This is a genomic window from [Clostridium] innocuum (genome assembly GCA_012317185.1).
GTDB lineage: Bacteria > Bacillota_I > Bacilli_A > Erysipelotrichales > Erysipelotrichaceae > Clostridium_AQ > Clostridium_AQ innocuum.
On the sequence record CP048838.1, the window covers coordinates 2,794,660 to 2,813,819 of the forward strand.

Here is a 19,160-nt window from a genome sequence, read left to right on the forward strand (position 1 = left end):
CTACTTTTCTCTGTATTTCCCATTCAGGATATCATCCTCGACATGCACCTTGCGTAAATTGATCGTTCCAAAGACGCAGGATACATCTACCGCAAGATCCTGTGAGCCCTCCGGATGATGCTCCACACGGGTGTTTCCGAACACATTTTCACTTTTCACGCGATAATGTATCCTGTCACTGACCAGCAGGTCGATGCTGCCAAACACCGCTTCCAGCTTCACATAGCCGCATTCCGTTAAGTCCGCATCCACAAGATCAATCATCTGCGTTCCGAAAACACTTTCCGCCTTCAGTGAATACACAATACCATGAGCATTCAGCCGTTTGTTGCCGAAATAGGTGGCACTGCGCAAATCACGGCGGCCATCCTCCTCCTGCAGGACACTGTCACTATGTTTAAACCGCAGAAAGCTGTCCCCGATGATCATACGGCAGCCGAGCAGAATCAAGCCGATTGCCACCAGCATTCCCCATGTCAGGCGAATACTGATCCAGTCATTTGCACTGCACAGCAGATATACCCCCAGAATAAAAACACAGCCGTTTCCGAAATGGAAGCCGTCCTCAAAAAAGCTGAATACTGCCGGGATGATCAGAAACAGTGTCCACCAGCCCGGGAAAAAGATGGAGAAATCCCACCAGTCCATGGCGCCTCCCAAATATCCGATTCCAACTGCCAGAAACAGCAGTCCGATAATTCTTGATTTCATATGCATTGCATATTCTCCTTTCAATCCTGAGCATTCCGCTATCCAAACGCAGGATTTGCTTTTTTCTCTTTAAAATGCAGCTGGCTTTATTTCTTCAATGCCCCGTCCCACTTCACAAGTCTGGCGTGCAGCAGGTAGCGCAGCTCGCTGGGCTGTCCGTCACGTTCATAGGAACAGGTGCTTAACGAAACGATGCGATCCTGTCCTTTGACCGATACCTTTCGGTTAAAATCCGAAAGCTCCCTCACCATATCCACATAGCTCTTGAAGTCCGCATCATCCGCATACTGCAGCCGGTAGGAGGCACTCGTTGCACTCGTTGAATACATACTGAATATTTCGCAGCGGTAATTCTGCTGCTCTGTGAAGATATACAGATACGGATGCTGTTCAAAAAATGCCTGCTCCTTAAACTTCTCCAGCTCGGCAAACATGGTACCGTGCTTGACATTGTGTCCGTAGATGATGGTATTGCGATCCTGAAAGGAAGCATCTGCGCCGGCATCCATAAAAATAGCACCGGCATAATTTTCCTTTTTTTCAAAGGTGTGATTCAGATAATAGGAATTATCACTTCCCTGCACAATGGGATAGGATATATCTGTATCAGGGATCAGAATCCAGCCGACAACCTCCGGATTTTTCTCCTTCAATGCCTTCCAGTCAATCGTGAAATCCTCCTTTTCCGGATTTTTGGGAACCTTGGCAACCTCCTGTACCGCATCCTTTTCCTTCCCCTCCTGATAATTCAGATAGTAGATGCTGATCAGCTTATAGGCGGAAAACAGAAAAACGGCCAGAGCGATGACGAACAGTATATCATATATAATTTTTTTCGTTTTTGACATGGGTTTCTTCATGCGGATACCTCCGTTGCTGGTTTTCATTCTACCATAGTTTATACAAAATTACTATCCATACGGAATTTGTTTGACAATCCAATCGTTCTGTTCTATACTTCATTTAGACAGTTATCGAAATGAAAGGGGCGATGCTATGGGATTTCAGGAAACCTTCAAGGCGCTGTCCGATCCGACTCGCAGAGAAATTGTAAATCTGCTAAAGGACGGCAAGCGCAGTGCCGGAGATATCGTTTCACATTTTTCAAGCACAAATGCCACGATATCCCATCATCTTTCCATTCTTAGAAAGGCTGGTCTGATTACGGATGAAAAACAAGGGAAATACATTTATTATGAGCTGAATACCAGCGTGATTGATGAAATCATCGGCTGGATCACATCCCTGAAAGGAGAAGAGCAATGAAAAAGCAAACCCTGAGTATTGCGTTTTTGATTCTGATAACGTTTCTATTCTGTCTTGTAATTCTCCCCTTCCTGCCTGCGCAGATTCCGATTCACTGGAATGCGGAGGGTGTTATCGACAATTGGTGCGACAAGCTTTTTCTGTTCCTGTTTCCTGTGCTGCAGCTCGTGATCAGCGTCGGTTTCCAGTTTGTCAGAAGCACGGATCCACGCAGGAAAAACGTGGAGCGCTTTGTATCTACCTGTAACGTATTTCTAATGGTACTGTGTCTGCTTATTTTCGGCATGTGTCTGATAACTGCTATTTCCGCATGGAAGCCAGATGCTTTGGATGTTCCAATGGCGATCACGCTGGGGCTTGGTTTCCTGTTTGCCGTCATGGGCAATCTAATGCCGAAAATCCGCCAGAATTATTTTATCGGCATCAAAACTCCATGGGCACTGGAGGATGAGGATAACTGGCGCAGAACTCATCGCATGGCTGGACGCTTATGGTTTGCGGCCGGACTGCTCATGATGCTGCTCAGTGTGCTGCCAAAGGAAATTCTGACGGGGTCTATCCTTGGAATTGCATTGGCAATGGCTCTGGCGCCCTATATCTATTCATATTCACTGTTTCGCTCAAAGCGGATGAAAGGAGAAAACAAATGATTGAAATCAAGCATGTAACAAAAATATACGGAGGTACCCACAAGGCTGTGGATGATATCTCTTTGACAATACCTACGGGAGAAATCATCGGCTTTATCGGCCCAAACGGTGCCGGCAAAACCACAACGATCAAAATGATCACGGGTGTGCTCAATCCGGATGAGGGAGAAATCCTGATCAACGGGAAAAACATCGTTAAGGAGCCGCTGGAGGCAAAAAAGGAATTCGGAATCGTTCCGGACAACGCTGATATTTTCCTGCGGTTAAAGGGGCTGGAATACCTGAATTTTATGGGAGATATCTATGAGGTCGACAGCGAGCAGCGCAAGCAGCGCATCACCTCCCTTGCGGAAACCTTCGAGATGAAGGACGCACTCAATGACCGCATTCTTTCCTATTCCCACGGTATGCGGCAGAAAATCGTCATCATGGGTGTGCTGCTTTCCGATCCAAACGTATGGATTCTGGATGAGCCGATGACCGGTCTGGATCCGCAGTCCTCCTATTCTCTGAAGGAAATGATGAAGGAGCATGCCCGCAAGGGAAACACTGTTTTCTTCTCCACCCATGTGCTGGAGGTGGCGGAGCGTTTATGCGATAAGGTTGCCATCATCAACAGGGGACGCATCGTGTTCTTCGGTACACTGGAGGAGCTGAAGCAGCTGCATCCGCAATGTGATTCTCTGGAAGCCCTGTTCATGGAGGTCATTGCCCATGCGTAAATATCTGTCTCTGACACGGGTTCTGTTAAAGAACTCCATGGGGATGATGAGCGATGGCAAATCCAAGAAGGCACTCAACGTGTTCATATATGGCGTGCTTGCAGTCTGTATGATTCCGTTAGGCTTCACGCTGTACATGATGTTCAACACTGCCATGGCACAGCTGCAGCCCCTGCAGCAGGAGGGAGCCGTTCTGGCACTGGGCTTTCACATTTCCTCACTGGTAACCTTTCTGTTTTCCATTTTTCTGATTCCCTCCATCTTTTATTTCAGCAAGGATTCCGAAACCTTGCTGGCGCTTCCGCTGCCGCCGCAGACCATTCTGAGTGCCAAATTCAGTGTGTGTCTTGTGTATGAATATGCCTTTACACTGATCGTCTGCGTACCGCTGTACATCGCCTATGCAAACAATGCTGCGATTGGTATTCCCTATATTCTGCTTGCGCTGGTGATTTTCATTACCCTTCCAATCTATCCCCTCGTGCTGTCCAGCATCATCACGATGCTGCTGATGCGCTTTGTGCCGTTTTTCAAAAACCGCGACCGCTTCAATATGATTGCCGGTATCCTTTCCATCATTCTGGCCTTCGGCTTCAGCTTTGCAATGAACTCCGGTACGATTGCAGAGGATCCCAATGCGCTCATTTCGATGCTGACACAGGGGAATAATTCCATGATTTCCCTGTTCTCCAAAATATTTCCGGCTATCCCCTTTGCCGCAGAAGCACTTATCAGCAGCGATGCACTGCAGCTGGTTTACTATATACTCATCACCTGTGCTGCTCTGGCGGTCCTGGTCATTCTGGGAAAATGGCTGTACTTTAAGGGAGCCATCGGCTTCAGCGAAACAAAAAGCTCCCGCAAGGAGCTGTCCGCAAAGGATTTTGCGCGTGTCAGCCGCCACAGCAAGGTACGCACCTATCTGATTAAGGAGCTGCGTCTGCTTATCCGTACACCGGTGTATGCAATCAACTGTATCGGCATGTGTATACTGATGCCGATCATGCTGCTGGTCATCTTTATAACAGCGGATGCGGATGTCCTGCTGCAGCAGCTTCCGGATATCACACCGTATCTGGACGGCATGCTCCCCTATGCTGTACTTGCCGGCATGGCCTCAGGCTTTCTGTTCAGTAATCTGAACATGATTTCTTCAACCGCCATATCGCGTGAGGGAACAAATATCTCCTTCATGAAATACATTCCCATGTCATTGAAGCAGCAGCTGCAGGCTAAGGTACTCAGCGGTATTCTGATGTCTGTCATCAGCATGCTGCTGACGATGGTCTGTGTATACTTCCTGCTGCCGATTTTCCCGCTTACCTGGTATTTCGCTGCCGCAGCTGCTTCCCTTATCACCATCGTACTTGGCAATTATGCCAGTCTTGCGCTGGATATCCTGCACCCCAAGCTGGTTTGGGAACAGGAGGCAGCTGCTGTTAAGCAGAATATGTCAGGAATCGTGTCCATGCTGGCAGGTATGGCTATGACGGTTGTGACCTGTGTGCTGCTCTTCATCCTGCCGGATGACTATCTTCTTTTCGGTACGGCAGGCATGGTGATTGTATGTATTGCTGTTGATGTGGTATTCTATATGCGACTGGATAGCTTTGCACAGAAGCGCTTCCATCAACTATAGGAGTGAAATGAAATGAAGAGAATACTAATATATTTTGGTGACGAGCAGCAGAAGCAGCCCATTGTGGAACAGGTACTGAAGGACATGCATGCGGATTACCGTATCCTGCAGGATGCTGATCTCAATCAGTGTGTTGCCAATTTGATGGGCCTTCCCGGATTTGATGAGATACCGGATGCGAAGCCTGCTCACCACAGCATTGACCTCATGCTGTTTGAAGATGCTTCGGATGAGGATATTCAAAAGGTGAATGAATGTCTGCAGGCAAAGGGAACTGCCATGCAGCGAAAAGCAATGCTGACAAAGCATAACAAAGGCTGGACTTTTCATGATCTGCTTTCAGAGATCGAACGGGAGCATACCTATTTTCAAACCATGGATGCCATTCGCACCCTGCTTGTCCAAAGCAGCGAGCTGGTGATCGAATCCTGTACCCCCGCTTCCTGGAAGTCCTATGAGCAGGCCTTTTATCAGGCGTATGAATGCATGAACAGAGAATGCTCCATGGAAGAACTCAACGGGGCCTATGAAGCCCTGTCCTCCGCAAAAAAGCAGCTTGAGCCGGCAGAATAAAGCCGTCCGCAAACGGAAGTCTGCATGGAAACGGATAAGCTACAGAAATCCGGATATAAAAATGGTCAATAGATGAAATTGACCATTTTTTATCCTCTGCATGAAAGGATATCTGCATACAGCCAGGAATCCGCAAATTGCGGTTCTATTTCTGCTAATCAAAAATTGTATTGGTATACATATCTTGCAGCTATACGCTCGAATACCGGCTACCCCTTATAAATCCATGCAAATTCGATGTACAACAACAAAATCATCCAGGCCGTATCCAGGCCGATTGTATACCCTAATATACCGATGTATCCTTCCCTACTCTTCAAATCACGATAACCGATAACCGGCATATATATCCGCGAAATTCTTATCAAAATAATACAAATCACCGTCTGGATCACTTTATACCTGCTGTACAAGCACCATTGTGCAAAAAAGCCTGAACCGCGAGATCCTTCCTCATGTACATGGAGCCATGTGAAATTCACACAAAGCAATCACCATTCCGTATGGTATCAAGCATGCAACTGCAAAAGACGATTTGTCAGAATCTCGTGACAAATCGTCTTCTTTATATTTTCTGCTCACAGATTGAAACGTCTGTTTATACTTCCTCAAACTGGGAGTTGTACAGCTTGGTATAGAAGCCATCCGCTTTCATCAGATCCTCATGATTTCCGGCTTCCACAATGTCGCCATCCTTCATAACAAGAATCAGATCCGCATCCCGAATCGTAGACAAACGGTGTGCAATCACAAAGCTTGTACGGTTCTCCATCAGCTTCTCCATGCCCTTCTGAATCAGCACCTCGGTACGCGTATCGACAGAAGATGTTGCCTCATCCAGAATCAGTACCTTCGGATCCGCAAGGAAGGCACGCGCAATGGTCAGCAGCTGTTTCTGTCCCTGCGAAATATTATTGGATTCCTCATTGATCATCGTATCATAGCCATGATCCAGCGTACGAATGAAATGATCGACATAGGCAGCGTCTGCCGCAGCCATGACTTCCTCATCGGTTGCATTCAGACGGCCATAACGCAGATTCTCCATGACAGTTCCGTTAAACAGCCACGCGTCCTGCAGCACCATGCCAAACAGAGAACGTAAATCGCTTCTGCGCATATCCGTCGTTTTAATGCCGTCAATATAGATACTGCCGCTGTTCAGCTCATAAAAGCGCATCAGCAACTTAACGATTGTCGTCTTTCCGGCACCGGTTGGCCCGACGATGGCAATTTTCTTCCCCGGCTTGATATACATGGAGAAATCATTGATAACGATTTTGTCCGGAGTATAGCCAAAGTGCACGTTTTCAAAGGTAACCTGTCCCTTGATATCCGTATGTCCGTTCGCATCAAAGACTTCAACCGGCTGTGCGGTTTCCCTGACCTCTTCCTCTTCTGCCAAAAACTCAAACACACGCTCAGCCGCAGCAGCTGTAGACTGCAGGACATTCATCGTCTGCGCAACCTGAGAAATCGGGTTGTTGAAGTTTCGTACATAGATGATGAAGGACTGGATATCTCCGATTTCGATGACGCCGTTCATCGCCAGCCAGCCTCCCAGAATACACACACCGACATAGCCGATATTTCCGACAAACATGGCAATCGGCTGCATCAAGCCGCTTAGAAACTGTGATTTCCAAGCGGAATCATAAAGCTCGTCGTTGTATTTCGCAAACTGAGCAATGCTCTTTTCCTCTCCATTGAAGGCCTTCATGACAATGTGACCGCTATACATTTCCTCAATGTGTCCGTTCACATTTCCCAAAGAGCGCTGCTGCTTAGCAAAATATTTCTGAGAATGCTTAACAACAGTGGTTACCAGGAACAGGGACAGCGGAATGACAACCAGTGCCATCAGCGTCATCTGCCAGCTAATGGACAGCATCATGACAAGGAAGCCGATAATCTGTACAATGGAGGAAATCATCTGTGCCAGAGACTGACTCAGGGTCTGCTGTACCGTATCAATATCATTGGAAAAGCGTGACAGCACCTCACCATGAGATTGCTTATCAAAATAGGAGAATGGCAGAATGTCGATTTTCGCCGCCATTGTCTTACGCAGATTGAAGGATACCTTCTGTGCCACACCTGCCATCATCCAGTTCTGAATGAAATTACATAAGGTGGAAATCAGATAGATAGCAATCAGAAATAACAGAATCTCCGCAATGCGGTCAAAATTGATGGATCCTGTTCCGTATATTTTAGCGGTAAATCCGCTGACCAGCTCAGTTGTCGCCCTTCCCAGAATCTTTGGTCCGACGACCATAAAGACCACAGACAGTACGGCAAAGAGCATGGATACGATAATATTCAGATAGTAGGGGCGCATGTAGGCAATCAGCTGCTTCATGGTGCCCTTAAAATTCTTAGCTTTTTCTGTAGGAGCACCCGGGCCTCTGTGCCCCATCGGTCCTCGCTTCGCTGCATGTGAAGAACGGTTTTCTTTACTCATTTTCCAGTTCCTCCTTTGATAATTGACTATATGCGATTTCTTTATAGACATCGCATGACTTCATCAGTTCCTCATGGGTACCGATGCCAGCTACCTGCCCCTTATCCAGAACAACGATGCGCTGGGCATGCATGATACTGGAAATACGCTGTGCAACCAGCAGAACCGTGCTTCTGGTTTCCTGGCATAATTCATTCAGTGCCTTTCGCAGGCGGGCATCTGTTTTGAAGTCCAGTGCGGAGAAGGTATCATCAAAGATATAAATTTCCGGTTTTTTGACAAGCGCCCTTGCGATGGACAAGCGCTGACGCTGTCCACCGGAAACATTCGTACCACCCTGTGCAATCGGTGCATCAAAGCGCTCCTGTTTCTCATCAATGAAGTCCAGTGCCTGTGCAATCGATGCGGCCTCTTCCATATCGGCCGTTGTCGCATCCTCATTCGCATATTGCAGATTGCTGGCAATCGTACCGGTAAACAGAGAACCCTTCTGCGGTACATATCCTATTTTTTCACGCAGATCATGCTGAGATACCCTGCGGACATCCACACCGTCCACCAGAATACTTCCCTCTGTTACATCAAAGAAGCGCGGAACCAGATTGATGATGGTTGATTTACCGCTTCCGGTACTTCCGATAAAGGCGGTTGTCTCACCCGGCTGTGCCGTAAAGCTGATATCGTGAAGAACATCCTCCTCAGCGCCCGGATAGCGGAAGCTGACATGATGGAATTCAATACAGCCGCGTTTTGCTTCATCAAAGTGCTCTGCTGTTAACGGATCGCAGATGCTCGGCTCGGTATGCAGTACCTCCATGGCACGCTGTGCAGCCGCACTCGCTCTTGGCAGCATAATGGATATCATTGTAATCATCATGAATGCCATGATAATCTGAATTGCATACTGGATAAACGCCATCATATCACCAACCTGCAATGCTCCGGAATCAATCTGATGGGAGCCGATCCATACGATCAGTATCGAGGCGCAGTTCATAATCAGCATGACCAGCGGCATCAGACATGCCATGGCACGTGTGGTGAACAAATTGGTTTTCAGAATATCACCGTTTGCTTTCGCAAATTTCTCACTCTCACATTTCTGATTATTGAAGGCACGGATGACCGGCATTCCATCCAGAATTTCACGAACGACGGAATTCAGCTTGTCCATCAGCTTCTGCAGCATCTTGAACTTCGGCATAACAAAGGCGAATGCCACCATCATGATACTCAGAATGAGCACAACGACAAGTGCGATGATCCATGTCATGGATACATTGGTATTTACAACCTTGATCACAGCACCGATACCTATGATCGGAGCATAGATGACAATACGCAGAATCATTACCAACGCCATCTGAATCTGCTGGATATCATTGGTGGTACGTGTAATCAGCGTATTCGTGGAGAATTTATTAAATTCAGCACTGGAGAAGTGTTCAACCTTATTGAAAACATCCTTGCGCAGGTTTCTGGATACACCTGCCGCGATACGCGCTGCCAGAAAGCCGACAGCAACTGCCGCAGCCGCAGAGCCAAGCGCTACCGCCAGCATCATAAACCCGTGCTGGAACAGATAGGTATACTGTATGGCATCCACATCAACACCGATGGCCTTGTATTCATTTCGCACATAGGCTGCATTGGCAGTATCTGCGGTTTCTGCCCCCATGGCATCGGTCACCTTATTCATTTCCTGTTTCATATCCATCAGCTGCTTTGATGGCATGGTTTCCAAAACGGTGAAGATGTCCATTCCTTTCGGCAGACTGGATAGCAGCTTCATCATCTTTTTCTGTTCATCCGACAATTCCCTGCTGGATGAGGATTTTCCGCTTTTGGCCTCGGCAGCACTCTGCTCCAGCCCCATGACAGTCGTTTCCGCCTTGCGCAGAGATTCCTTTATGGTATCTCTTGTCGCACTGTCCACATCCTTCAGCTCATATACATTTTCCTTTTTCAGTATCGGATAGGCATCCAGCTGATCGTCAGTTGCTTCTTCACTTATGAGCCTTGTGTAATTGTCTGTAAAGACCTTCTGTTCCTTTTTATCCATGAACAGAACAAGCTTTTTTACTTCACTTTCACGAATTACACTCGGAACACCGTCTTCCACACCACCGGATACGATACCGACATCGACTATACTGGACATATAATCCGGCATCGCCAGCTCACACATCGCCTGCGTGAACAGCAATGCCACAATCGCCAGAATCGATAGGGCAAACGGCTTCAGATATTTACCTAATTTCGTCATTTCTGTTCTCCTTCCTCAAGCTTTTCTTTGCGTTTCTGAGAATATGCCAGTGCCTTTTCCAGTATGCGGACAAACGCATTGGCATCCTCCTCACCGAGTTCCTCAATGAATTCGACAAGACGCTCTGTCATAAAGGCTTCACAGTTTTTCATCATCCGACGGGCATCCTCGCTTACCTGAATATAGACGCTTCTGCGATCTGTATCCAAAAGAATCCGGTCCACCCACCCCTTTTTCTCAAACTGCTTTATAATCTGGGAAATCGCAGCGGGCGTGACCTGAAAATAATCACTCAGCTCGCTCATCTTTACCAGATTGCCGTCATTGAGCTTCATAATGGCATCCAGGACCATGATATCGCGATGCTTCATTTTCGGATGATCATCTTTTTTCAGCAGGTTGTCTCTGCGAAACATGTAAAATAAATGTGTAACCTTCCTGACAATATCCATCTCATCCATTGTATCACCTCTCCAATTAGTTAAGTAACTTAATAATTAACTACCTTAACTATTATATTCAAAAATACAGCGATGTCAACAAAGATACTTTACTTCACACAAAGTTCACAATGTTTCCGCTTTCACCTGAAAATAAAAAAAGAGGATTCTAAAGCGTCCTCTTTCATCTGCATATTATTCCTGTACGGCAGCCTCTGCCTGTTCAATCGTTTTCAGAAAGCTCTGTGCCTTTTCCACGTAATAGATTTTATTACCGTGTGCACATACATAACGGAAGCAGCTTTTCGCTTCCTCCAAGTCCTTCTCAACAAAAGCAATCAGTCCCAGGTAGTATTTGAAATCCACACGCTGAAATTCAAATCCTGCTGTCGGCATCGCTTTTTCAAAAAAGCTGCGGGAGCTGGAGAAGTTTTGATCCATCAGATCCAGCTTGTTCTGAATTCCCTCCAGACACTGTGTTTTAATCATTTGCATCGGTCCGTTGTTTACTCTGGCCCCGGCCTTCTCACACTCATCGTAATGATATTTCACCATACTGCGATCACCCAGCTGGTAATACGCATATGCCATCAGCGAGTGATAGGCGAAGATGAAGTTTCCTCTACCCTGCGCACTGGTTGCCAGCACATCGATTGCCAGATGCGGATCATTCAGATAGACCATGCATTGTGCAAGATGCTGGGGCATCGGAAAGTTCTTTTTCCGCTTTCCTTTTTTTGCATAGGCAAAAATCGCCGTTGCACAGGCCTCGGGATTGCATTGATCATACAGCAGGGAAATAATCGGCTGCATGGACATGTTCTTCCGTTTGGTGAGCTGGAAAAACAGAATAGAATACATCATCATTGCCGCAAAGACCGCTATGAAATTCTCAACATACAGAATCACAAGCAGAACCGCAATCAACCCTGTAAAATACAGCAGGTTCATTTTCAGATTAAAGCTCCAGGCCTTTTTGCCAAGTGCTTCATACTCACTCAGATATGCATGATGCAGGCGGTAAACACGTTCCACCTCCGCAACACTGGTCACATTTTCCTTTGCGAATTCCCTGCGCATGCCTCTGTTGGGAATGCTCAGCATGCCATACAGGCAGACAACAAGTGCCGGAAGCACAGTTACGGTACCAATCAGCTCAACGATGGTGAAGCCGCCCATAAAAAACAGCACCATGATGAGGATAAAGGGAACATTAAAGCGCTGCATGGCATAGCTCAGCAGCATGACGCCGTTGGCAAGACCGGATATGGTCAGACCGCCGATCAGATAATACATATAATCCGCTTTTACAAGCTCCCCTGCCATTTCCGCAGGGATGCTTTGCTGCATCAAAGAAACGATATACTCTCTTTGATAGCCCATAAATCCAAACAGGACTGCACCGGCCGCAAAGCTGACCAGTAAAACCACAAGATGTTTCTTACATTGATATTTCCACATACAATTACCTCTTTTAAATACTGTAACATACTATATCATAAACAAATGAAAAGGAAAAGAAATTTCCCTTTCCTTTCCATAAGTTTTGTATAAATTTACTCGCTTTTGATTTCTCTGCCGTTCATCATCGGTGCACAGACCAGCACGATGATAACCGATATAACGAAGTTCATCGCCAGCGAAATCATCGTCAGCTGCTGCAGAAGCTCCAGTGTAAACTCCCCCCTGCTCAGGAAGAAAATGGTCAGCCCGATACCGGGAGCAGCTGCTGCAACCATGATCAGCATACGCAACATATTCTCCATAATTGCATTGTTACGACTCTTTAAGATACGTACAGACAGCACGCTCGCTGACAGAAACAGCGTTGCATAGCCCAGCAGCATGATGAAATACTGCAGGACACTGGCAATATCTGTCTGATACAGCAAAGCCGCCACAAGAATTGCCGCACTCATCGGCAGCAGCATCTTCAAAAAGGTCGGCAGCAGCACGCATAGCAGCTTTTTCAGCGGGTGATCGGGAATCAGATAAATCTGATAGTTGTTCATATCCTTCATGAAATCGGAATTCTGGACAATGGTGAAGAGCCAGAACATCATCATATACATGAAAAAGCCAAAGCCCATATCCATGATGAGTGTGATAACCAGATAAATACCGATTGTCATAACATCCGTCCAGCGGATATAATCATTGGATTTGCGCAGCAGCAGAACATTTTTGGAAAAGATAGCCATAGCGCCACTGCGAAAGCTCGCCTTAACCTCATGAATCTTACGATCACTCATCCCATCGCGTTTGCCGGCACGCACATCCTTATACAGCGCAGTAAACTCCTGTGCATCCTGCATGGCACGTTCCACAAAGTCCCCCTTATAGCTGCATAGCAGAAGATAGGCTGCAATACAGGAAATCAGAAGTAAGCCGATTCCAAGCAGCATAAGTCCCCATGAGGAAGCGATATAGGATACCAGTATCATTTTGATCCATCCAAACAGCGGCACCAAGTAAAACAGCTCCGTATTCAGAAAAAGTGTTCCACTTCCTGCCAGTGCAAAATCGTTCTGCAGGACGACCATGCCATACACCGCCGCAACCATCAGTACATACAGCAAAGCGGCAACCGCAGGGATATGGCGATAGCTATCCTTTTGAATCGAGAGCAGATACACATAATAATATACAACCAGAAAGACAAAATACACCAAAGAAAAGCAGAGGAATGCAATCAGCAAAAACGGAAATGACAATTCAATCGTGCTTCCCAGCAGAATGACCATAAGCAGGGAAACTGCCCCGCACAGAAAGGCGGAAGCGATATTCTGCAGCATGAGAAAGCGCATGGTCTGTACACGGGTAAAGGGTCCGCTGAACAGATAGAAGGCATCCGCCTCCATAAACAGCGCCTTTTTTTTCTGCAGCAGCATGACGCCGACCATCAGCGCCGTAAATCCGACACCGATCATGATCGCCATATTGGCATCCGTGATATTCTGCATTGACAATGCAATTTCCGGCTTGGAAAGACTCATGACAATCAGTCCGCCGTACAGTAACATCATGAGTATGGCAAAAATCGCGCTTCCCTTACGGGAAAATACATGGCGGATATTCGCCTTCATGCGTGTCAGATACAGCTTATACAGTATGCTCATGTTCATCACCTTCCACAGATGCAAAGAAGATTTCCTTGATACTTTTATCCTTCAGCTCTTCCTTTCGCACATGCGCAACAATTCTTCCATGATCCATAATATAGGCGCTGTCCCATATCGCTTCGATCACATCAATGATATGCGTGGAAATCAGAATGGCAACCCCCTGCTGCTTCAGACGTACAAACAGCTGCAGCGTTTCTTCAATACTTGCCGGGTCCAATCCCACCATCGGCTCATCCACCAGCAGCGTCTTTGGGGAAATGATCAGTGCCAGCAGCATGCTGACCTTCTGCTTCATCCCTTTGGATAGCTCACGAACCGCTTTTTTGCGTTTGTCCTCCAGCTTGAACAGGGTGATATATTCATCTGCAAGCGCACGGTAATTCTCACAGCGGTATGCCTTTCCGATAAATTCCACATGCTCATCTATGGTCAGAAGATCATAGAGCACCGGTGCCTCGGGGATATAACCAAAGCCCTTTTTCGCATCCAGTGAGCTGTTGGCAACACCGTTGATTTTAATATCTCCCTTATACTGCAGCAGATTGGTTATGCTCTTGATAGTTGTCGATTTACCGGCCCCGTTTGGTCCCAGCAGAATGGTCACCTCGCCATCTGCTGCACATAGGGAAACATCATCCACAGCCTTGAATTTCCCATACAGCTTTGTCAGATTCTTTACTTCGATCATAATACACCCTCGTCTTTCTTTTTTATTTGAATTTCTTTTTTATCCCGAAACTGACGATATTGAAAGCACATCCACAGAAAGCCTTCTATCGTACAGACTGTCCCGAGTATCAGCAGCAGACTATGCATGTCCGCAGCCCAGTCAAAGCCAATTGCAAACAGCATACCGGCTCCGGACACAAACAGCAACGCCCCTTTGCGAAAGGTAAGATTCACGATACGAAGACGTCTTCTCTTCATACGCAGCATAATACCGACCACCATCAACAGGCCGACAGCCCCCAGAATCGAACCTGTCATCAAAAGGATCATCGACACCACAGAGCTTTCGAACCACAGCAGGGACAGCAGACAGAGACAGCCGATAACCAGGGCACCGGCGAATATATGCAGAGTCGAACGATATCCCTCCATTCTGGTTTCCACCTCACTGTGCAGGGGTACACAGCCCTCCTCAGCCCAGAAAAAGTAAACATCTTTTCCCTCGGGATTTATGATATGCCAGCCGCTGTTTTCAAACAGCTGAAAGTAGGCTTCCTTTTCATCCTCCTTCAGCTTCTGCATATCGTAGCTGAAGATGCGGTTGACCGGCTCCTGCTTTTGCAGGATGTAGCACATACCGCGAAATTTCTCAAACACCCAGCCTTCCTTTGCATACTGATGCAGCATTTCCATATCCTCACAATCGGAAAAGGCAAGACCACCGCACATCACGCGTTTTCTATCCTTCATATCCGTTTTCCTCCAATATTCGCAATCCGTCCTCCACCATGCGTTTTCGTCGGGCAACCTCATGCAGCAGCACCTGTCTGCCGGTATCGGTAATCTGATATTTCTTCGTCCGATCCGCAGTAACAGAGGTCTGCAGAATCCATTCCGCCCTGCACAGCTTCTTCAGCAGAGTATACAGGGTTCCCGGACCCATGGTGATGCTTTGATTGCTGAGCTCCTCGATATATTTCATAATCGCATAGCCATGGCGCTCGATCATCAGCGACAGCAAAATGTAATACATGGCATCTGTCAGCTGCGCACTCTCCATCGTATTGCTTTTTGACATATTCTCAACCTCCATAATAGATATATCCATTTTAGATATATCTATTACAGATATAATATACCATACCTAAAGATAGGCGTCAACATATTTTGATTTTCAAACTGAAGGAGCTGAAGAAAGCATACAGATGGCGCATGCTTTCTTTATACTACATGCCTTTCAGCGGCTGCAGAATGACCGCGACAAGACAAAGCAGCACTACGAAAACCAGCTTCATTTCCTCATCCCTTCTTTCCTGCACGGATATTTCATATGGTATACGATTTGAAATACCGCTATATTCCTGAAAAAGCATGTAAAAAACAGGTATTTTACGCTTGATTGCACAAAAAAAAGAGCTGTACACAAACGTATACGTTTATGTACAGTGCACAGAGATATTTTATAGCATACTCCCCCATTGCGCAAGAGTCCCATGTAAAATAATGAAATCCTTACCATCCGCCCGTTGCGATTCACCGAGGCATAATGAATCCTCAAGAATACCAAAAAGGTACTACGTTCTTCATGAGGTTACTGCCATACGTTACTGTTTTTACCCTTAATTAAACAATTTCTACCATAAGATTAGTGAATGATAATACTTACCCTTCCATATTGACAGCAAAAATGATAGAGAAGGATACCGGTATGGACAGGCTGTAAAAAAAGACGCGGAATCGTCCTGCAGCTTCCGCAGCCTTCTTACGTTTAATAAAAAATACAGTGCTTTTCCCGTTTATCTTTGGCAGCCAGCCCGATGAAGGTGGAGCCTGCCGGCACATCACTGATCACAACCGCGTTGGCGCCGACCTTGGCATCATCATGAATCGTGATGTTGCCAAGACATTTTGCCCCTGCTCCAATCATCACCCGATCTCCCAGCGTAGGGTGCCGTTTGGCATGCTGTTTACCCGTCCCCCCCAGCGTTACACCGTGATACAGCTGACAGTCATCTCCGATGACGGCAGTCTCTCCGATGACAACCCCCATTCCATGATCAATCAGCAGACCTCTGCCAATCGTTGCCCCCGGATGAATTTCTATCCCTGTCCAATGCCTGGCGATGTTGGAATTCAGCCTTGCCAGAAAAAACAGATGATGCTTGTACAGGAAATGAGAAACCCGATGAAAGGCCAGTGCACGGATATGCGGATACAACAACAGAATTTCCAGCTTGGAATGCGCTGCCGGATCGTTTTGCAGGGAGCGGTTGAGGTTGTGATTGATATCCTTCAACACCCGAAACATATCAGTCAAAATCCAGTACGGAGAGGTATTTTTCTCCACCGTCCGGTGCTACCGTAACGATCTTTTTTCCGGGATAGCGTAAAGATAAACGTTTTGCTAAAGCAATGTTGGCACCGGAGCTGATACCGACCAGAATTCCGGTTTCCTTAGCGAAGCGCACTGTCTCAAAAACAGCCTCACGATCGGATATCAGCAGAATATCATCCGCCAGCTCCCGATCAAAATTAGCAGGAACAAAATTTGCCCCAATACCCTGTATTTTGTGCGGACCAGCCTGTCGTCCACTTAAAACCGCACTCTTTTCCGGCTCTCCAGCCATGCATAAAATCGCGGGATTGTATTCCTTCAGCCGCTTTGCCACCCCGCTGAAGGTACCACCGGTTCCGATGCAGGCAACAAAGATATCCACATCCTGCAGCTGATCCAGAATCTCTTTTCCGGTTGTCTCATAATGCGCATTTGGATTATCGGGATTGTCGAACTGGGAAAGTGAACGATAGTTTGTGTTCTCCTTCATCAGCCTTTCCATTTCATCCATGGCTCCCTGCATTCCCTTTTCCCCCGGTGTCAGCACAAGTGTTGCACCGTAGGCCTTTACCAGCTGACGGCGTTCCATACTCATTGTTTCCGGCATAATGATAATGACCGGGATATGGTAAACGGCACCAAGCATAGCAAGTGCGACACCGGTGTTACCACTGGTGGCTTCAACCAGTACCGTATCCTGTCTGATTTCTCCCTTATTCATGGCAGCGTCCAGCATCCCCAGCACTGTGCGGTCCTTGATGCTGCCACCGATGTTATATTTTTCCAGCTTTACATAAATATTGGTATCCTCTATATGGTACAAAGGGGTGTTTCCAATCAGCTTTACTGTTTCCTTCATCTTTCATGTCCTCCTTTTACAGTTGATATTCTCTATGAACTTGACGATTACAACATCGTTCACGGAGCAGGACGCTTTCGCATTTGAACGTATTCCAGAACAATTTTCCTGCTGCATATGCTTTCATGCGACAAACCTCCTTATCTGCTATAGTATATTCCTTTTCAAAAGGAAAAGACACTATGACGCTTTTATGCTCTTTATTATCCCATACTTATACAAAAAAAGAAACAGTTTGGAGGCATTTTCTGAAAGAAATGAAACTTTGTGTAAGCTGTCATCCAGTGATTGGACCATGCGATTTGCTTTCACTACAGATGGATGGGACTGTAAGGCCACTATGCACAGATTCCCCATGTAGAGGATAACATGGAAATTTGTAAAAAAAATAAAAAATTTAGGAGTTTCGTATGTTTCATACGTATATAAGAGTATATAGGAAAAAAAGGAGGATACTACCTATGGAAAAAGAATATGCAAAGGATTACCCGATCCCCTTTCACAATGATGTTTTCTTCAAATACATGCTGATTGGGGACGATGCAGGCTCTGCATTGCTGAGAAGCAGAATCATCGAAGAAATTTACGGACTGAAGGTCCATGAAACGAAGGTCCTGAACCCGGAGCTGCTGCCGGAAGCTTTTTTTGGCAAACGTGCGGTTTTGGATGTCGTGCTGGAGGATGAAGCCGGCCATTTTTACGATCTGGAAATGCAGGTATCCGGCTATACGCAGAAGGAACAGCTGCGTTTTCAGCAGTATGGCTACCGCCTGGTCGGAAGACAGCTGAAGCAGGGAGACGAATATACAGAGCTGAAGCCGTTTTATCAGATTATCTTTATGAATGATAAGCCCAGGGATGGCGGACGCATGATACGCCACTACAAGGTAAAGGATGAGGATAATCAGGAGGAGCCCAACGGTACACTGAATCGAGCCATCGTGTTTCTACCGATGATCAAACAGCGTGTAAAGGAGGTTGGAGGCGTGGAAAATCTGACAGAGTTTGAAACTTTCTGCTATGTGCTTGCATATAATCCGGATGATGCTATACTAAACATGAAGAGAAGGATGGTGAACGTGGTTATGGAAAAATATAATGAAATGCGTGAGGACGGATCATTGTTCAGCTGGGCGGAATCGGTGGAGTTTGCGGAGCAGGCAGTACAGGCCAATTTGGAGGAGCGAACTGCAGAAGCTGAAAAGCTGGGGCTTGAAAAAGGTCTTGAAAAAGGTCTTGAAAAAGGAAAAAGGACATTGTTACAAACACAGATCATCCATAAGTACGAAATTGACGATAACTGGGTGAATTCCTTATCCGATCAGCAGATAGATGACGCAGTCATCCTTATCCTGAAATGTGATACATATGATGATTTAAAAGAAAAGCTGAAAAAGAACGAACTTAAATAGAAAGAAAAAGGAATGCTGAGTAAATTCGC

18 protein-coding genes are annotated in these 19,160 nt (G+C 46.4%); 6 read left to right on the forward strand and 12 right to left on the reverse strand.

From position 1 onward, the window contains the following. Both G4D54_13590 and srtB read right to left on the reverse strand, forming a co-directional pair. Window positions 1–717: a hypothetical protein gene (locus G4D54_13590; protein ID QJA03403.1), complete on the reverse strand. Its 717-nt coding sequence runs from the start codon at window positions 715–717 to the stop codon at window positions 1–3. An 80-nt stretch (window positions 718–797) separates the two neighbouring features. Beyond that, entirely contained in the window at window positions 798–1,571 is a 774-nt protein-coding gene (gene srtB, locus G4D54_13595) for a class B sortase (GenBank protein ID QJA03404.1), read from the reverse strand. 136 nt (window positions 1,572–1,707) lie between these two features. On the opposite strand from srtB, the gene G4D54_13600 reads away from it, so the two are divergent. The 5 genes from G4D54_13600 to G4D54_13620 are packed head-to-tail and all read left to right on the forward strand — an operon-like array spanning window position 1,708 to window position 5,561. Then, window positions 1,708–1,977, forward strand: a complete 270-nt coding sequence (locus G4D54_13600) for a winged helix-turn-helix transcriptional regulator (GenBank protein QJA03405.1) — start codon at window positions 1,708–1,710, stop codon at window positions 1,975–1,977. After that, the gene (locus G4D54_13605) at window positions 1,974–2,627 is read left to right on the forward strand and encodes a DUF1648 domain-containing protein (GenBank protein QJA03406.1); all 654 of its coding nucleotides are present in this window, start codon (window positions 1,974–1,976) and stop codon (window positions 2,625–2,627) included. Before G4D54_13600 ends, G4D54_13605 begins: the two co-directional genes overlap by 4 nt. Beyond that, window positions 2,624–3,349 (forward strand): ABC transporter ATP-binding protein, encoded by a 726-nt coding sequence (locus tag G4D54_13610; protein ID QJA03407.1) that lies wholly within the window; start codon window positions 2,624–2,626, stop codon window positions 3,347–3,349. The genes G4D54_13605 and G4D54_13610 overlap by 4 nt, the downstream gene beginning before the upstream one ends. After that, window positions 3,342–4,988 (forward strand): hypothetical protein, encoded by a 1,647-nt coding sequence (locus tag G4D54_13615; GenBank protein QJA03408.1) that lies wholly within the window; start codon window positions 3,342–3,344, stop codon window positions 4,986–4,988. Before G4D54_13610 ends, G4D54_13615 begins: the two co-directional genes overlap by 8 nt. Window positions 4,989–5,000: 12 nt before the next feature. Continuing rightward, window positions 5,001–5,561 carry a DUF3783 domain-containing protein gene (locus G4D54_13620; protein QJA03409.1) on the forward strand — a complete coding sequence of 187 codons (561 nt, stop codon included), beginning with the start codon at window positions 5,001–5,003 and terminating at the stop codon, window positions 5,559–5,561. A gap of 598 nt (window positions 5,562–6,159) precedes the next feature. On the opposite strand, the gene G4D54_13625 is transcribed toward G4D54_13620, so the two are convergent. The 10 genes from G4D54_13625 to G4D54_13670 all read right to left on the reverse strand — a co-directional run bounded on the left by G4D54_13625 (window position 6,160) and on the right by G4D54_13670 (window position 17,719). Then, window positions 6,160–8,025, reverse strand: a complete 1,866-nt coding sequence (locus G4D54_13625) for an ABC transporter ATP-binding protein (GenBank protein QJA03410.1) — start codon at window positions 8,023–8,025, stop codon at window positions 6,160–6,162. Continuing rightward, window positions 8,018–10,291 carry an ABC transporter ATP-binding protein gene (locus tag G4D54_13630; GenBank protein QJA03411.1) on the reverse strand — a complete coding sequence of 758 codons (2,274 nt, stop codon included), beginning with the start codon at window positions 10,289–10,291 and terminating at the stop codon, window positions 8,018–8,020. Before G4D54_13630 ends, G4D54_13625 begins: the two co-directional genes overlap by 8 nt. Beyond that, window positions 10,288–10,752, reverse strand: coding sequence for a MarR family transcriptional regulator (locus G4D54_13635; protein QJA03412.1), 465 nt, complete (start codon window positions 10,750–10,752; stop codon window positions 10,288–10,290). The genes G4D54_13630 and G4D54_13635 overlap by 4 nt, the downstream gene beginning before the upstream one ends. A 174-nt stretch (window positions 10,753–10,926) precedes the next feature. Further along, window positions 10,927–12,192 carry a hypothetical protein gene (locus G4D54_13640; protein ID QJA03413.1) on the reverse strand — a complete coding sequence of 422 codons (1,266 nt, stop codon included), beginning with the start codon at window positions 12,190–12,192 and terminating at the stop codon, window positions 10,927–10,929. A 95-nt stretch (window positions 12,193–12,287) separates the two neighbouring features. Beyond that, a complete protein-coding gene (locus G4D54_13645; GenBank protein ID QJA03414.1) occupies window positions 12,288–13,850 on the reverse strand; it encodes a hypothetical protein in 1,563 nt (520 codons plus the stop codon). After that, entirely contained in the window at window positions 13,834–14,544 is a 711-nt protein-coding gene (locus G4D54_13650; GenBank protein ID QJA03415.1) for an ABC transporter ATP-binding protein, read from the reverse strand. The genes G4D54_13645 and G4D54_13650 overlap by 17 nt, the downstream gene beginning before the upstream one ends. Beyond that, window positions 14,541–15,275 (reverse strand): DUF2812 domain-containing protein, encoded by a 735-nt coding sequence (locus tag G4D54_13655; protein QJA03416.1) that lies wholly within the window; start codon window positions 15,273–15,275, stop codon window positions 14,541–14,543. The genes G4D54_13650 and G4D54_13655 overlap by 4 nt, the downstream gene beginning before the upstream one ends. Continuing rightward, window positions 15,265–15,603, reverse strand: coding sequence for a helix-turn-helix transcriptional regulator (locus G4D54_13660; protein QJA03417.1), 339 nt, complete (start codon window positions 15,601–15,603; stop codon window positions 15,265–15,267). Before G4D54_13660 ends, G4D54_13655 begins: the two co-directional genes overlap by 11 nt. 690 nt (window positions 15,604–16,293) lie before the next feature. Next, on the reverse strand, window positions 16,294–16,833 hold the full coding sequence (gene cysE, locus G4D54_13665) for a serine O-acetyltransferase (GenBank protein QJA03418.1): 540 nt from the start codon (window positions 16,831–16,833) through the stop codon (window positions 16,294–16,296). A gap of 1 nt (window position 16,834) precedes the next feature. Then, on the reverse strand, window positions 16,835–17,719 hold the full coding sequence (locus tag G4D54_13670) for a cysteine synthase family protein (protein QJA03419.1): 885 nt from the start codon (window positions 17,717–17,719) through the stop codon (window positions 16,835–16,837). 461 nt (window positions 17,720–18,180) lie between these two features. On the opposite strand from G4D54_13670, the gene G4D54_13675 reads away from it, so the two are divergent. Then, window positions 18,181–19,131, forward strand: coding sequence for a transposase (locus tag G4D54_13675; protein QJA03420.1), 951 nt, complete (start codon window positions 18,181–18,183; stop codon window positions 19,129–19,131). Window positions 19,132–19,160 lie beyond the last annotated feature (29 nt).